The sequence below is a fragment of the Enterobacter cloacae complex sp. 394F7 genome (genome assembly GCF_057320385.1).
In genome coordinates this window covers 163,921-179,368 of sequence record NZ_JBXWCS010000001.1, presented here as the reverse complement: position 1 = coordinate 179,368, position 15,448 = coordinate 163,921, and the positions used below count along the sequence as shown (strand labels likewise).

Genomic DNA, 15,448 nt, shown 5'->3' with positions numbered 1-15,448 from the left:
ATCATGAACATACATGTACATAAACACAGTTTCTCATCACTTTTGAGCTGTACGTCTCGACTCCTCAACATACTGTTTTGCAAAATCATAAGGAGTTACATAGATGTGTCGATTTATATTTAGATAGTCGGCCCACCACTGAACCATCAAACGACGCTCGTCCAAATGTTCTGACGTGTGGATATAGGCCGCGCGTACATTGTTACGTTCTGAATGGCTCAGCTGGCGCTCAATAGCATCATCACTCCATAAACCCGACTCACCTAAAGCACCACGAGCCATCGTTCTAAATCCATGCCCACAAACTTCGGTTTTCGTGTCATAACCCATGGCACGCAGCGCACTGTTAACTGTGTTCTCACTCATTACCTTAGTTGCGTCATGATCCCCAGGAAAAAGTAACTCATTATCACCACTAATCTGTTTAAGCTGCTCTAACAAAATCATCGCCTGCCGACTAAGCGGAACGATATGCTCCTCTTTCATCTTCATGCCACGGTACGAGTAACGCACGCCTTTAATCTCTTCTCGTTTTGCAGGTACACGCCAGAGAGATTTATCGAAGTCAAACTCATCCCAACGCGCGAAACGTAATTCACTGGAACGCACAAAAGTTAGTAAGGAAAGCTCGACCGCGATCCGTGTCATTACGCGGCCACGATATGCAGCAAGACGTGCAAGAAACTCGGGGAAGCGGCTAGATGGTAAAGCTGGATAGTGTCGTGCTTTGGTTGTAGATAACGCACCGGCCATGTCACTGGCTGGATTAGAGTCGATGTAATCGTTCTGTACAGCATAACGCATAATGGCCGTAACACGCTGTTGCAGACGCTGAGCGACGTCGTGTTTACCAGTGGCATCAACTTTTTTAATCGGGGCTAACAGGTGGCTGGTTTTGAGCTGGCGAATGTCGGACGAGCCGATGTGAGGGAAGATATAAAGCTCAAGATAGCGAAGAACTCGTGATCGATGGTCTTCACTCCAGCGCTTGTTGCTGGCATGCCATTCACGAGCAATTGTTTCGAAAGTGTATGCTCCCGAACTCTCAGCCTGAGCTTCTTTCTGTTCGGCTTTTGGGTCAATGCCCTGCACTAAGAGCTTTTTAGCCTCGTCACGCTTTGCTCTTGCCTGAGCAAGCGTCACAGTAGGCCAAACACCAAAGGCAAGGCGATCCTCTTTTTTGTCAGAGGGGCGTCGGTATTTCATGCGCCAGTATTTAGAGCCCTTGGCCGAAATCTCAAGATACAAACCGCCGCCATCGGCCATTTTGTAGGTTTTGTCTTTTGGCTTTGCGGTCTCGACCTGTCTGGCGTTGAGCTTCATCTGGGGGCACATTTCTTATCGAAGTTAAGATGCCCCCAATTATGCCCCCAATGACATCCGGATTTCAACGGACTACCACGGACAACTCAGGACGTAAAAATCGCTGCAAGCGTTGATTTTAAAGGGTTTGATGGACTTTCTCGGATGGTCTTGGATGTACTAATGGTGCCGAAGGCCGGACTCGAACCGGCACGTATTTCTACGGTTGATTTTGAATCAACTGCGTCTACCGATTTCGCCACTTCGGCACTGAAGGGGATGCGGAAACGTTGTGGATTATACCTGTCGCGCGCCGCCATGCAAGCGACGACGCGCGAAACCCGCGCTAAGTGCCCAAAAAACCAGCGCCCTTCGTCAGTCCAGCTCAGACACCGCCAGCCGAATCACCCTCGCCGCCTTCTGCTCCGGCAGCGCCAGCACCTTGGCCCACATCTCCTGCACCATATCGCAGGAGAGCTTCTCTTTGCCCACCGCCTTCTCCGGCATCTGCAACAGCTGGATGTCCTCGCCGTACTTGTCGGCAAGTTCCTTCATAATCGGCCGAACATCCTCGACAGCCGCCTCACGCTCGGCCGGGGTTACGGTGTGGCGGTTTTTGCCGTAGGCCGCGCGCATCATGTCGGCGTCGGCCTGCATGCGCCGCGCCATCAGGTCTTTATCCAGCATGCGCATCGGGTTGATGCCGCCCTTCACCATCGGATAGAGGAAGCGGAAGCAGGCGTCGTCGCTCACCTTCTGGATGGCGGCGGTCTGCTCCATGTTGATGGTCATGTAGTTCACCACGTTGGCGTCCGGGGCGTTTTGCAGGCGCGTCATCTGCAAATGCAGGATCTGCGGCTGGATGGTGTCGATAATCTGCTGCTCCGGCTCGCCCGCTTTTTGCAGGGCGGCCATCTGGTCGAGGATGCGCTGATGCAGCGCGGGCTCCTGCTCCTTAATCACCTGCCAGGCGGGCATCGCGTTGAGGGCGTTATCCATCTGCCGTTCCGGGGCGCGCTGTCTGTCGAAAAACACCCAGAACGCCACGGCGGCAGCCGCAATGACGACAATCACAATACGGGTCCACGTTTTATTCATCTCGCATCCTTATCCTTGAGTTATGCCGGTTTACACCGGCACGCCGCTGTGGAAGCGAAACTCGTTGTCCGGTGTCGAGATAAGTGTGGCTTCAATTTCGCCAAAAAGCTTTATGCGCGGTGAGATATCGTCGTCGCTCACCTGCTGGGCTAGCGTCAGGTAGTCCTGATAATGGCGCGCTTCCGAGCGCAGCAGCGAGAGATAGAACTTCTGCAGGTCGTCGTCGAGGAACGGGGCCAGCGCGGCGAAGCGTTCGCAGGAGCGGGCTTCGATGTAGGCGCCGCAGATGAGCTTGTCGATCAGCGTCAGCGGCTCGTGGGTGCGCACGTCCTTCAGCATCCCTTTGGCGTAGCGGCTGGCGGTGATTTTGACGTACGGAATGTCGCGGGCCAGCATCGCCTCGCGCACCTGCCAGAAGTGGTGCAGTTCCTCTTTAATCAGCAGCACCATGCTGTCGATGAGCGTCTGGCCCCACGGGTCGTCGGTTTTGGGCATCACGCTTTTGCCAATCTGCCTGTGCAGGGCGATGAAGTCCGGCTCCGGGCCGTCGCGGAAGGTAAACAGTTCGTAGGGCTTGAGCCAGTCGAGCAGCGCGTCGGCACCGCTTTCGTCGACGACGTATTTACGCACGAGTAATAGCGCGGTCTGGGCGGCCTTGAGCTCGCACACCATGTGGTCGGTGAGCAGCAGCGGCAGGTTCGCCGGGTCGCGGGCTTTATCAATCCATGCTTGCGGGGTCGGGCACTGGAGGAAGTTAAGTACGGGGGAGAGTATCTGCGGGTAATCCATGGTTCTGCCTTGAAAAAGCGGTGGCGCGCGCCACCGCCTGAAACGCTTAGTGACGCACGCCGTCGTCGTCTTCGTCGACGTAATCTTCGTCGTCGCCCTCTTCGCCGTCTTCACCGTTCGGATCTTCGAAGTAGGTTCCCCAGCCGTCGTACTCCACATCAAACTTCTCGGCCAGGTTCATCAGCTGTTCTACCTGCGCGTCGATCAGCTCCGCCTTCAGCGCGCCTTCGCTCAGGATGTCGCAGCAGATGACGGTATCGCCCTCTTCCACTTCCAGCTCTTCCGGCTCGGTCACTTCGTAACCCAGTTTAAAAGCTTCCACCGCCATTTTTTCCAGCGCGTCGAAATCATCCGCAGAGAAATGGTGCTCGATGGTGTACAGCGCGTCCGGATCGCTACCGTCTTCCAGCAGCTCTTCAATAATCAGACGCGTCTCTTCGCGTTGTTCTTCCAGGTGTTCCGGGTTTGCCATGGGTCATTCCTCTTTAAAGTGCGGCAGATACTTCTATTTTCACACACGGACGTGTTTGCCTCCACCTTTGTTGGAAAGATTTGTTAAACGGGGTTGCAAATGAATAATTACACATATAAAGTGAATTTTAATTCAATAAGTGGCGTTCGCCATGTGAGGATAAAATGTCTGATCTGTACAAGAAACACTTTCTGAAATTGCTCGACTTTACCCCTGCACAGCTCACTTCTCTGCTGACTCTTGCCGCACAGCTCAAAGCCGATAAAAAAAATGACAAGGAAGTACAAAAGCTTACCGGTAAAAACATCGCGCTCATCTTCGAAAAAGACTCAACCCGTACACGATGCTCTTTCGAAGTTGCCGCATTTGACCAGGGCGCACGCGTCACCTATTTAGGGCCGAGCGGCAGCCAGATTGGGCATAAAGAGTCAATTAAAGATACCGCACGCGTGCTCGGGCGGATGTACGACGGCATTCAGTATCGCGGTCACGGCCAGGACGTGGTCGAAACGCTGGCGCAGTACGCGGGCGTGCCGGTGTGGAACGGGCTGACCAACGAGTTCCACCCAACGCAGCTGCTGGCGGACCTGCTGACCATGCAGGAGCACCTGCCGGGCAAGGCGTTTAACGAGATGACGCTGGTCTACGCGGGCGACGCGCGCAACAACATGGGCAACTCAATGCTGGAAGCGGCGGCGCTGACCGGGCTGGATCTACGCCTGGTGGCTCCGAAGGCCTGCTGGCCGGAAGAGAGCCTGGTGGCGGAGTGCAGCGCACTGGCGGAGAAGCACGGCGGGAAGATCACCCTGACGGAAGACGTGGCGGCGGGCGTGAAGGGCGCAGACTTTATCTATACCGACGTGTGGGTGTCGATGGGCGAAGCCAAAGAGAAGTGGGCGGAGCGGATTGCGCTGCTGCGCGGGTATCAGGTGAATGCGCAGATGATGGCGCTGACCGGCAACCCGGACGTGAAGTTCCTGCACTGTCTGCCGGCGTTCCATGATGACCAGACCACGCTCGGCAAGCAGATGGCGAAAGAGTTCGATCTGCACGGCGGGATGGAAGTGACGGACGAGGTGTTTGAGTCGCCGGCGAGCATCGTGTTTGACCAGGCGGAAAACCGGATGCATACGATTAAGGCGGTGATGGTGGCGACGCTTGGGGGTTGATTGGATCCTCTGCGCGCTGGTGCCCTCACCCCGGCCCTCTCCCACAGGGAGAGGGAGAACACCGGCTCCATTTCATTGATTTTTCACCCCGAAAAAGGTACGTTTTCGCCTTAATTCCAGCGTGGACATGCCAGCATTATGCCGATTATTCAGTCTGTTGAACGTGCGTTGCAGATCCTCGACCTGTTCAACGAGCAGGCCACCGAGCTTAAGATCACCGACATCAGCAAACTGATGGGGCTGAGCAAAAGTACCCTCCACTCGCTGCTGAAAACCCTGCAGCTTCACGGCTATATCGATCAGAACCCGGAGAACGGTAAGTATCGCCTCGGCATGAAGCTGGTCGAGCGCGGTCATTTCGTCGTGGGCTCCATCGATATTCGGCAGAAGGCGAAAGGCTGGCTGACGGAGCTGTCCCGGCGGACCGGGCAGACGACCCATCTGGGGATCCTGGACGGGCGTGAAGGGGTTTATATCGAGAAGATTGAAGGCAAGCTGGCCGCCATCGCCTATTCACGCATTGGCCGCCGTCTGCCGGTTCATGCCACCGCCATCGGCAAGGTGTTGATTGCCTGGCTGGGCGAGACCGAGCTGAACGCCCTGCTGGAGGGCTATCAGTACACCACCTATACCCCTTCCACCCTCGCCTCTCGCGAAGCCTTAATGGCCGCCCTGGCGCAGACCCGCGAGCAGGGATACGCCCTGGATAGCGAAGAGAACGAGCAGGGCGTGCGCTGCGTGGCGGTGCCGGTGTGGAACCATGAATCCCGCGTGATTGCCGCCCTGAGCCTGTCGACGCTGACCTCCCGCGTGGACGACGAAGAGCTGGCTGATTTCCGCGAGCAGCTTCAGCAGGCCGGGCTCCAGCTCTCACGCGCGCTGGGCTACCCGACCTAAGCCGTTATGCCGGCTCGTAGGTGAAGTAGTCGAAGTCCGCGTGGCAGCCGTCGCCGCTGATGTCCTCGCAGTGCAGCCCCACAAACGCGCCGGTGAAGAAGCCGCGCCCGCCGATGTAGTCGTCCGACAGTTTCCACGCCTCATACGTTACCGGCACGGTGTGCCACGTCTCGCCGTCGAACGAGTAGCTGTAGCGGTAAACCAGCGTATCCACATCCACCCGCAGCCAGACGCTCTCCGCACTCTCCGGTACCGGAATGGGCTGCTCGTGCAGCGGCCACGACGGTACGTTGTGGTCGAGCTGGATCACCTTGATGGTTCTCCCCTGCCCCTCCTCGTAGTCCACAAAGCAGTAGCTCCAGTTTTTGCTGTTGTAGTAGCAGGTCAGCCCCGCGCTCTGCTGGAAGTGGACCGGCGAGAACTGCATCCGCGTTTCGGAGCGGAAGGCGAAGTGCTGCCAGCGGCGCGCCACGGTCGACTGGGTAAAGGTCGAGTTGAGCGAGTCGTTGCCGTAGAGCCGTAAGTAGCCGGGCCGCGCGGTGAGCGAGCCGAGGGTGTCGTCGAACGGGATGCGCAGGGTCTGCAGTTCCGGGCCAAGCGTGCTGCCGTCGAAGTCCTCCCGCCAGTTGCCCTGAATGGATGCAGGCTGTTCCGCCACCTGCGGGCCTTTCACGGCTAGCTGCGCGTGCTTGCCGCCTTCCACGTACGGCCAGCCGTCGCGCCATTCAATGCGGGCGATACCGGTCTCGCGGCCCAGCGGACAGTATCCGCGTCCGCCGGAGGCCAGCAGCGGCACGCCGGGCAGGCGCAGCGGGCGGCTGGTGAGATAGGCCATGTACCACTCCCCGGTGTGGGTCTGCAGCAGCGAGCCGTGGCCGCTCTTCTGCAGCGGGTTCTCCGGCAGGTGCCAGCTGGTCATCATCGTCACCTCCGGGTGCAGCTCGTACGGCCCATCGAGGTGTTTTGAACGCAGCACCACAACCGCGTGCTCGTAGCTGGTGCCGCCTTCGGCCACCATCAGGTAGTACCATCCCGCGTGGCGATACAGATGTGCCCCTTCGGTGTAGCAGAGCGGCGTGCCGGTAAACAGGGTTTTGCGCTCGGGCGAGAGGGTGCCGGTTTGCGGATCGAATTCCTGCATCACGATGGTGTTGTGCGGGTTGCTGTGGTGGCGCGGCCCCCACGGACGGTAGAGGTAGTACTTGCGGCCATCGTCGTCGTGGAACAGGGACGGGTCAAACCCGCCGTTGCCCATCGGGATCGGCTCGCTCCACGGCCCTTCGATGGACGGCGCAGTGACGAGGAAGTTACGGCCGTTTTTCCACGGCGAGTCGACAATCTTCACGTCGGTGTAGAGCAGCCAGAATTTGCCGTCGGCGTAGCTCAGGCACGGCGCCCAGATGCCGCCGGAGTCCGGGTTGCCCTTCATGTCCAGCATCGACACGCGGTCCAGCGGGGTGCTGACCAGCGACCAGTTTTTCAGGTCACGGGAGTGATAGATGCGCACGCCCGGGAACCACTCGAAGGTCGAGGTGGCGATGTAGTAGTCCTCGCCCTGACGGCATAAAGACGGGTCCGGGTTGAAGCCGGTGAGTATTGGGTTGGTGATTTCCATATTGCCTCCGGTTAATGGGATGCGGCTGTCGCAGCGTCGGGAACGGCCTCGCCCTGCGCCGCGCGGTGCTTGATCAGCTGCTGGCTGATGGCCTCCACGCGGGCATCGGTGAGCTTATAGAACGACAGCATGATGAACATGCCCACGTAGAGCACCACCGGCACCACGCAGAACAGAATTTTGATGGTGGTCAGCACCTCAACCGGCTGCACGCTGCTGCTGGCGGAGTAGTTGACGTACGCCAGGATCCAGCCCACCACCGCCCCGCCAATCGCCAGGCCAATCTTCAGGCTGAACAGATAGGTGGAGAACACCAGCCCGTCGAGGCGTCGCCCGCTGCGGCTCTCCTCGTAATCCACCACGTCAGAGGCCATCAGCCACTGCAGCGGCGTGGTGGTGTTGAAGACGAACAGGAACAGGATGTTGAGGGCGAAAATCAGGGCAATATGCTCCGCCGGGGTGACGAAAATCAGCAGGCTGATCAGCGAGTAGGCGACGATGATCCACTTGAAGGCTTTTACCCGGTCGAAGCGGCCCAGCAGACGGGAGGAGCAGAGCGAGCCGAACATGGTGGCGAGGCTGCCGTAGAGTAAAAACTGGGTCGCCATCTCCGGGTGATCCATCACGTATTTGACGAAGTAAAGCGTCGCCCCGCCGCGTACCACGTTGGAGCAGGTCGCCATCATCTTGAACGCGCACATGATCCGCCACTGGCCGTTGCCCAGCAGCAGCTTAAGGTCTTTCGCCACCGACGAGCCCGGCTGAACCTCAAAGGTGTAGCGCTCTTTGGTGGTAAAGAAGCAGACGTAGAGCAGCACCACGCCGGTGAGCCCCAGCACACACATGGCGCCGAAATAGCCCACCTGCTCGTCCCCTTTGCCGATGATGCTCACCAGCGGCAGCGCGATGCCGCTAATGGCAAGCGAGCCCGCCGCCGCCAGGAAGAAACGCCACGACTGCAGGGCGTGACGCTCTTTCGGGTCGGCGGTAATGACGCCCGGCATGGCACAGTACGGCACGTTAACGAAGGTGTAGACCAGGGTCAGCAGAATGTAGGTTACGCAGGCGTAGATGATTTTGCCCTGCGCAGAGAAATCCGGCGTGTAGAAGGTCAGCATGCAGACGATGCCAAACGGGATCGCCCCCCACAGCAGGAACGGGCGGAACTGGCCGTAGCGCGTGCGGGTGCGGTCCACCAGCAGCCCCATCAGCGGGTCGGTCACGGCGTCGAGCACGCGGGAGACCAAAAACAGCGTGCCCATAATGCCCGCCGACAGGCCAAACACGTCGGTATAAAAGTAGGCCAGCAGGAACATGGTGGCCTGCCAGACAAAGCCGCAGGCGGTGTCACCCAGCCCGTAGCCAATTTTATCTTTCATGGTTAATTGCATCATCATCGCACCTTTATTTTCGTATGCTGATTTCACAACATCGTGTTAATGGAGTGTAATAAGCTGCTCAATTAACCAGCAATGGTCATATCTTATTTTCGAATTACGATATTTTGCTTTTGTGACGCCACCGATATATCGCAATCCATTGTTTATATTGATGAATTTAAGATACGCGAAAACCGTCCACGGGATATTTCCCGTAGACGGTATCGCTCAGAAAATAATTAAAGTCCGAGTGCTTTTTTACCGGCGTTAATTACCTCGATAATTTTATCGGTGTCATAAATACAGCCTTTCCAGGTGCCGCCGCTCACCGACTGCAATGCCGCCCACAGGCGGGTATCATCCGGCAAAAAGTCGTGAGGGTGCAGGTCCGGGTGCGTCTGTCTTACTGCCAGCTCGCGCGCGCCCTCTTCCGGCGTCAGCGGGTTTTCTGCGGTGCCGATAAAGTTGACGCTGCCCGTCAGGGTCAGGCGATCCACGGCAATCTCAATGATGTCGTTGTCGCGCAGCTTGCCAATCGGCCCGCCTGCCAGCGCTTCCGGCGACACGTGGCCGAAGCAGGCGCCCGTCGACACGCCAGAGAAGCGCGCATCGGTGATTAACGACACCGTCTTGCCCCACGAGATATGCTTCAGCGCAGAGGTGAGCTGGTAGGTCTCTTCCATGCCGGTACCGGACGGCCCGCCGCCGATCACCACCATGATATCGCCCTGTTTAATCTCTTCCTGCTTGATGGCTTTAATCGCCTGAGCTTCCGAGACAAACACCCTCGCCCGGCCCGTATGACGGTAAACGCCATCGTCACCCACCACCGATGGGTCAATGGCCGTGGCCTTGATCACCGATCCTTCCGGCGCGATGTTGCCCGTCGGGAAGCAGACCGTCGAGGTCAGCCCTCTCGCTTTTGCCTTCTCGGGCGGCAGGCTCACGTCATCCGGATCCACGCCGTCCTGCTCGCGCAGGCACTGGCGGAAGCGCTTACGGCGCTCGGACGCCTGCCACCAGTCGAGGTTTTCGCCCACCGTCTGGCCGGTGACGGTCATGGCATCCAGATGCAGCAGGCCGAGATCGCGCAGGTGGAGCATCACCTCCGGCACGCCACCCGCGAGGAAGGCGCGCACGGTCGGGTGATAGTCCGGGCCGTTGGGCAGCACGCTGACCAGGCGCGGCACCCTGCGGTTGACGCGTGTCCAGTGTTCTACGTCCGGGATCGTGCAGCCCGCCGCGTGGGCGATGGCCGGGATGTGCAGCAGTAAATTGGTGGAGCCGCCGAACGCCGCGTGGATCACCATGGCGTTTTCGATGGCTTTATCGGTGAGGATATCGCGCGTGGTGATGCCGCGGTTATCCAGCTCGCTCACCGCCCGCGCCGACTGGCGGGCAATTTCCAGCCACACCGCCTGTCCGGACGGAGCCAGCGCGGAGTGCGGCAGCGCCAGACCCAGCGCTTCGGCCACCACCTGCGAGGTGCCCGCCGTGCCGAGGAACTGACACCCGCCGCCCGGCGACGCGCAGGCGCGACAGCCCAGCTCGGCGGCCTCCTGCAGGGAGAGTTCATGGTTGGCGAAGCGCGCGCCTATGGTCTGCACCTTGCCCGCATCTTCCCCCACGGTGGGCGGCAGCGTCGCCCCGCCCGGTACCAGAATGGTCGGCAGATTGTGCATCGAGGCCAGCGCAATCATGGTGGCAGGCAGCCCTTTATCGCAGGTCGCCACGCCAATGACCGCCCGGCGCGTCGGCAGGGAGCGGATCAGGCGGCGAAACACAATCGCCGCGTCGTTGCGGTACGGCAGGGAATCAAACATGCCGTGCGTACCCTGCGAGCGACCGTCGCACGGATCGCTGACGAAGGCCGCAAACGGGATCCCGCCGTTGCGGGTGATCTCCTTCGCCGCCGCCTGCATCTGCATGCCGATCTCCCAGTGCCCGGTGTGGTAGCCCAGCGCAACCGGCCGTCCATCACCGGCGCGGATGCCGCCCTGGGTGCCGATAATCAGCACCTCTTTGCCGGTGAGCTTGTTGGCATCCCAGCCCATCCCGGCGTTCTGGGTCATGCCGAACAGATTGCCGCTGGGGGATTCCATCAGCATCTGCGGGGTCAGCGGCAGCGCGCCCTGCGGCCCCGCCGCGTGGGTGATCACCGCATAAAACGCGTCGTCCTGCGGGGTGAAAATGTTCTCGATGGTCATGGTTATCGTCCGGCTCAGCAGAGCTTGAGCTGTTGCAGCAGGGTTTTCAGCTGCGCCTTACGCGGCTCGTCCAGCGCGGAGGCGGGCGGCAGCACGTGGGTAGAAACCGGGCGGCCGCAGAGCACAATCGCCTCTTTAATGACGTTCACAAACGGCGTATCCAGCTGATACATCTGCGGTATTTGCAGTAGGGTCTGATGATACTCAGCCGCTTTCGCTACGTCTTTATCCCGCCAGGCTTTCAGAAGATTCACCGATACCTGCGGAGCAAAGTTGCCGCTGGCCGAGATCGCCCCGTCGCCGCCGAGCAGCAGGGTATTAAACAGATGATCGTCGTAACCGCACAGCACGGTGAAGTGCGGATGAGCGGCTTTGACGGTGCGGATCATGCTGCGCAGGTGGGCGACGGAGTCGATGGTGTCTTTAATGCCGATAATGTTGCTGCGCGAGTCGGCGAGGGTTTTCACCAGCGCCGGCGTCAGATCCTGTCCGGTCAGCGCCGGGAAGTTATAGAGGATCACCGGCAGCGTGACGCTGTCGGCCACCTGCTCGAAGTAGCGGATCAGGTTCGCTTCCGACACCTTCCAGTAGTAGGGGTTGATCACCACGATTCCGTCCGCCCCCGCCTGCTGGGCGTGCTGGCTCAGTTCAATGGTTTCCCGGGCGTTGGTGCCGCCAGTGCCGATCAGCACCGGCACACGACGATCGACGTGATCGATAGCAAAGCGGGCAATGGTTTTACGCTCTTCGGCGCTGAGCTGGGAGAACTCGCCTCCGCTGCCCAGGAAGAACAGGCCGTCAACGCCTGCCGCGATCAGATCGTCGATCAGCGCGGCGGTGCCCGGCTTATCAAGCTGGCCATCGGCGGTAAAAATGGTGGAGACAGGGGGAATGATTCCCGTGAACAACGCGGACTGCGGCATGAGATCTCCTTGCTGAATCATTTTGTTCTACATTATAGAACGGCGTTCATTAATTTAACGATCATACTATGACGCAGAAAAAGCGCAGGTAAATGAGAAGGGAAGAGGGAGTGCGGGAAATTTAAGCTGGATCACATTATGCGTGGGTGCGGTCTGGTGCCCTCACCCCGGCCCTCTCCCACGGGGAGAGGGTGTAAAAGTTCCCTCTCCCTGTGGGAGAGGGTTAGGGTGAGGGGTAAGGGGTTACCCCACCAACATCTTAACAACCACTTTCCTGACCTTAGCAGGCGCCCCCACCGCGCACAGCGGCTTATGCACTTCACCCGGCCAGAACACCACGAAATCCCCTTCGCTCAGCACCACGGTTTTCTCCTGCTCGCCTTCCGGCAGGAACGCGATGTCTTTGTCCGCCAGCCAGTCGGTGTCCGGCGTGCCGTGCGGCAAGGTACTGAACGTCATCCCTTCCTGCCCTTTGAGCACAATCTGAATGTCCAGATAGCTCGCATGGTACTCCGCGCGGCGCTCGGCAAACGGCTGGGTCATGTCTTCGGAGACCAGATAAAACAGGTTGTTGCCGTTGATGTCGTGTTTGCCCGGCGGGGTGGCGTCGGTGACGTGGGCCTTAACGTGCTCGATGGCCAGACGCAGGGGTTCCGGTAGCCAGGCTTGCAGATGGTGGATGTTGCCGATAATCATAATTAAACCCTCATAATAAAACACCGTTTCATTTTTATCTTTTATACGAGAATTCAAACTGCCATACCAGCCCTTTTTCGCGGAGAGTTGCGCGAACGCATGTTTATCGGGAAAGGTGTTAATCTGCTGTTAATCCCTCACAGGCATTTATGCAGTTGTTATGCATAACCTCAGCGCGTCGTGACGATGCCGTGTCGCTAACTCACTGATTGTACTGCCTTCATCATAAAACTCGCGCCAGCTTCACACTTTATCATTTTGAGTATTTGCTATTAAATTCCATAATTATTTATTGATTTTTCTTAAGTCAAAAATAGTTAATTGGCTATTCTGCATAGCCATTCCGCACAGGAAATAAAATCATTTAAAATCAATAGTATAATCAAATATGTCAAAACATTAAATTCTACAAAATAATAACAACCTCAAATAATGCCAACGGATCCTGCTTAGCTATTCACCGGCTAATAATATCAAATTAATCATTATCTGATGCGAATCATGCAAATGAAAACAAACTACTCAATACCTAATTTCACGTGAGCAACATCACAATACGGTTTATTTAAGCGCCTACTATTGACCACGAAATCAATTGAGCTTAGCCGCCATATCATTACACGAATATGGCGCATGCCCTTTTTATTCTGAAAAACAGTTAAAGGAATAATTATGGAAAAGCATTATGTCGGTTCTGAAATTGGTCAATTGCGTAGCGTGATGCTGCACCGCCCAAATTTAAGTCTTAAGCGCTTAACGCCATCAAACTGTCAGGAGCTGTTATTTGATGATGTGCTCTCGGTTGAGCGGGCGGGTGAGGAGCATGACATTTTCGCAAACACGCTGCGCGAGCAGGGTGTGGAAGTCCTGCTGTTGACCGACCTTCTCACTCAAACGCTTGATATTGCAGAGGCGAAAGCCTGGCTGCTGGAGACGCAAATCTCCGACTACCGTCTCGGCCCAACCTTTGCCAGCGACGTGCGCGGCTGGCTGGCAGATATGCCGCACCGGGAACTGGCGCGCAGACTGAGCGGCGGATTAACCTACGGTGAAATTCCGGCGGCGATTAAAAATATGGTGGTGGATACCCACACGGCGAATGATTTTATTATGAAGCCGCTGCCAAACCATTTATTTACCCGCGATACCTCGTGCTGGATTTATAACGGCGTCTCCATTAACCCGATGGCCAAACCGGCCCGCCAGCGTGAAACCAATAACCTGCGAGCCATATATCGCTGGCACCCTGCATTCGCCGATGGCGAATTTATTAAGTATTTCGGCGACGAGAATATTAATTATGACCACGCCACCCTGGAGGGCGGCGACGTATTAGTGATTGGCCGCGGCGCGGTATTAATTGGCATGTCTGAACGCACCACCCCGCAGGGCGTGGAGTTCCTCGCTAACAACCTGTTTAAACATCGCCAGGCCGAGCGCGTGATTGCCGTTGAGCTGCCAAAACACCGCTCCTGCATGCACCTCGACACCGTCATGACCCACATCGACGTGGACACCTTCTCCGTCTACCCGGAAGTGGTGCGTAAAGACGCCCAGTGCTGGACGCTCACCCCGGACGGCCGCGGCGGCCTGCTGCGCACCCAGGAAACCGACCTGCTGCACGCCATCGAGAAAGCGCTCGGTATTAATCAGGTACGCCTGATCACCACCGGCGGCGACGCCTTTGAAGCTGAACGCGAGCAGTGGAACGACGCCAACAACGTGCTCACCATCCGCCCGGGCGTGGTGATCGGCTATGAGCGCAACGTCTGGACCAACGAGAAATACGACAAAGCGGGGATCACCGTGCTGCCTATCCCGGGCGACGAGCTGGGACGCGGTCGCGGTGGCGCGCGCTGCATGAGCTGTCCACTGGAACGCGACGGAATTTAAGGAGCCACTATGGAACGAAAACCCACTCTGGTTGTGGCCCTGGGCGGCAACGCATTGCTCAAACGCGGCGAACCGCTAGAAGCCGAGATCCAGCGTAAAAACATCGATCTCGCGGCCCGTACCATCGCCGGGCTGACGGCGCAGTGGCGCGTGGTGCTGGTGCACGGCAACGGGCCGCAGGTCGGGCTGCTGGCGTTGCAGAACAGCGCCTACGACAAAGTCGCCCCCTACCCGCTGGACGTTCTCGGCGCCGAAAGCCAGGGGATGATCGGCTACATGCTCCAGCAGGCGCTAAAAAACAGCCTGCCCCAGCGCGAGGTGAGCGTCCTGCTCACCCAGGTGGAGGTGGACGCCGCCGACCCGGCCTTCAGCAACCCGACCAAGTACATCGGCCCGGTCTACAGCGAAGCCCAGGCAAAAACGCTGCAGGCAGAGAAAGGCTGGGTGTTCAAGGCCGACGGCAGCTACTTCCGCCGCGTGGTGCCCTCTCCGCAGCCGAAACGCATCGTTGAGAGCGATGCCATCGCGGCGCTGATCCAGCGCGACCATCTGGTGATCTGCAACGGCGGTGGCGGCGTGCCGGTGGTGGAAAACGCCAACGGCTATCACGGCATTGAGGCGGTGATCGACAAAGACCTCTCCGCCGCCCTGCTGGCGCGCCAGATTGAGGCGGATGCCCTGCTGATCCTCACCGATGCCGACGCGGTGTACCTCGACTGGGGCAAACCAACCCAGCGTCCGCTGGCACAGGTGACGCCGGAACTGCTCAAGGGCATGGCGTTCGACGCCGGTTCAATGGGGCCGAAAGTAGCCGCCTGCCGCGAGTTTGTTGAGGCCTGCAACGGTATTGCCGGGATCGGCGCGCTGGCTGACGGCGCGGAGATCCTCGCGGGCGAGAAAGGCACGTTGATTCGTAACTGAATAACTTCCCCCTCACCCGACTCTCCCTCTCCCCGTGGGAGAGGGCCGGGGTGAGGGCACCAGATAGCAAAATTTTAAAAAGGATTT

Annotated in this window: 14 protein-coding genes and 1 tRNA gene; 5 read left to right on the top strand and 10 right to left on the bottom strand. The window is 58.2% G+C overall.

The annotated features are described in order from the left end of the window. Positions 1-36: 36 nt before the first annotated feature. From AC2FAK_RS00900 to rraB, 5 genes are all read right to left on the bottom strand, one after another. Complete coding sequence (locus AC2FAK_RS00900; protein ID WP_095455113.1) at positions 37-1,323, bottom strand: tyrosine-type recombinase/integrase; 1,287 nt, start codon at positions 1,321-1,323, stop codon at positions 37-39. 163 nt (positions 1,324-1,486) lie between these two features. Further along, positions 1,487-1,571: transfer RNA gene (locus AC2FAK_RS00895), tRNA-Leu, on the bottom strand. A gap of 106 nt (positions 1,572-1,677) precedes the next feature. Then, the gene (locus tag AC2FAK_RS00890) at positions 1,678-2,400 is read right to left on the bottom strand and encodes a topoisomerase II (protein ID WP_095455114.1); all 723 of its coding nucleotides are present in this window, start codon (positions 2,398-2,400) and stop codon (positions 1,678-1,680) included. 30 nt (positions 2,401-2,430) lie between these two features. Further along, positions 2,431-3,189 (bottom strand): tRNA isopentenyl-2-thiomethyl-A-37 hydroxylase MiaE, encoded by a 759-nt coding sequence (gene miaE / locus AC2FAK_RS00885; protein ID WP_095455115.1) that lies wholly within the window; start codon positions 3,187-3,189, stop codon positions 2,431-2,433. Positions 3,190-3,235: 46 nt separating this feature from the next. Beyond that, positions 3,236-3,661 carry a ribonuclease E inhibitor RraB gene (rraB, locus tag AC2FAK_RS00880; RefSeq protein WP_006810300.1) on the bottom strand — a complete coding sequence of 142 codons (426 nt, stop codon included), beginning with the start codon at positions 3,659-3,661 and terminating at the stop codon, positions 3,236-3,238. A gap of 99 nt (positions 3,662-3,760) precedes the next feature. Here rraB and argL point away from each other — a divergent pair, with 99 nt between their 5' ends. From argL to xynR, 3 genes are all read left to right on the top strand, one after another. Next, positions 3,761-3,856, top strand: a complete 96-nt coding sequence (gene argL, locus AC2FAK_RS00875) for a putative translational regulatory protein ArgL (protein ID WP_213014347.1) — start codon at positions 3,761-3,763, stop codon at positions 3,854-3,856. Next, a complete protein-coding gene (gene argF, locus AC2FAK_RS00870; protein ID WP_095455116.1) occupies positions 3,826-4,830 on the top strand; it encodes an ornithine carbamoyltransferase in 1,005 nt (334 codons plus the stop codon). The genes argL and argF overlap by 31 nt, the downstream gene beginning before the upstream one ends. A 138-nt stretch (positions 4,831-4,968) precedes the next feature. After that, on the top strand, positions 4,969-5,727 hold the full coding sequence (gene xynR, locus AC2FAK_RS00865; RefSeq protein ID WP_095455117.1) for a DNA-binding transcriptional repressor XynR: 759 nt from the start codon (positions 4,969-4,971) through the stop codon (positions 5,725-5,727). 4 nt (positions 5,728-5,731) lie between these two features. On the opposite strand, the gene AC2FAK_RS00860 is transcribed toward xynR, so the two are convergent. From AC2FAK_RS00860 to AC2FAK_RS00840, 5 genes are all read right to left on the bottom strand, one after another. Beyond that, positions 5,732-7,342, bottom strand: coding sequence for a glycoside hydrolase family 43 protein (locus AC2FAK_RS00860; protein WP_095455118.1), 1,611 nt, complete (start codon positions 7,340-7,342; stop codon positions 5,732-5,734). Positions 7,343-7,353: 11 nt separating this feature from the next. Continuing rightward, positions 7,354-8,736, bottom strand: coding sequence for an MFS transporter (locus AC2FAK_RS00855; RefSeq protein ID WP_013095375.1), 1,383 nt, complete (start codon positions 8,734-8,736; stop codon positions 7,354-7,356). A gap of 224 nt (positions 8,737-8,960) precedes the next feature. After that, on the bottom strand, positions 8,961-10,928 hold the full coding sequence (gene yagF / locus AC2FAK_RS00850) for a xylonate dehydratase YagF (protein ID WP_095455119.1): 1,968 nt from the start codon (positions 10,926-10,928) through the stop codon (positions 8,961-8,963). Positions 10,929-10,942: 14 nt separating this feature from the next. Further along, on the bottom strand, positions 10,943-11,851 hold the full coding sequence (gene yagE / locus AC2FAK_RS00845) for a 2-keto-3-deoxygluconate aldolase (RefSeq protein ID WP_095455120.1): 909 nt from the start codon (positions 11,849-11,851) through the stop codon (positions 10,943-10,945). Positions 11,852-12,094: 243 nt separating this feature from the next. After that, the gene (locus tag AC2FAK_RS00840; protein ID WP_095455167.1) at positions 12,095-12,547 is read right to left on the bottom strand and encodes a YhcH/YjgK/YiaL family protein; all 453 of its coding nucleotides are present in this window, start codon (positions 12,545-12,547) and stop codon (positions 12,095-12,097) included. A 672-nt stretch (positions 12,548-13,219) separates the two neighbouring features. On the opposite strand from AC2FAK_RS00840, the gene arcA reads away from it, so the two are divergent. Together arcA and AC2FAK_RS00830 are read left to right on the top strand one after the other, a co-directional pair. Continuing rightward, positions 13,220-14,440: an arginine deiminase gene (gene arcA, locus AC2FAK_RS00835; protein WP_095455121.1), complete on the top strand. Its 1,221-nt coding sequence runs from the start codon at positions 13,220-13,222 to the stop codon at positions 14,438-14,440. Between the two features lie 9 nt (positions 14,441-14,449). Further along, positions 14,450-15,361, top strand: coding sequence for a carbamate kinase (locus tag AC2FAK_RS00830; protein ID WP_095455122.1), 912 nt, complete (start codon positions 14,450-14,452; stop codon positions 15,359-15,361). Positions 15,362-15,448 lie beyond the last annotated feature (87 nt).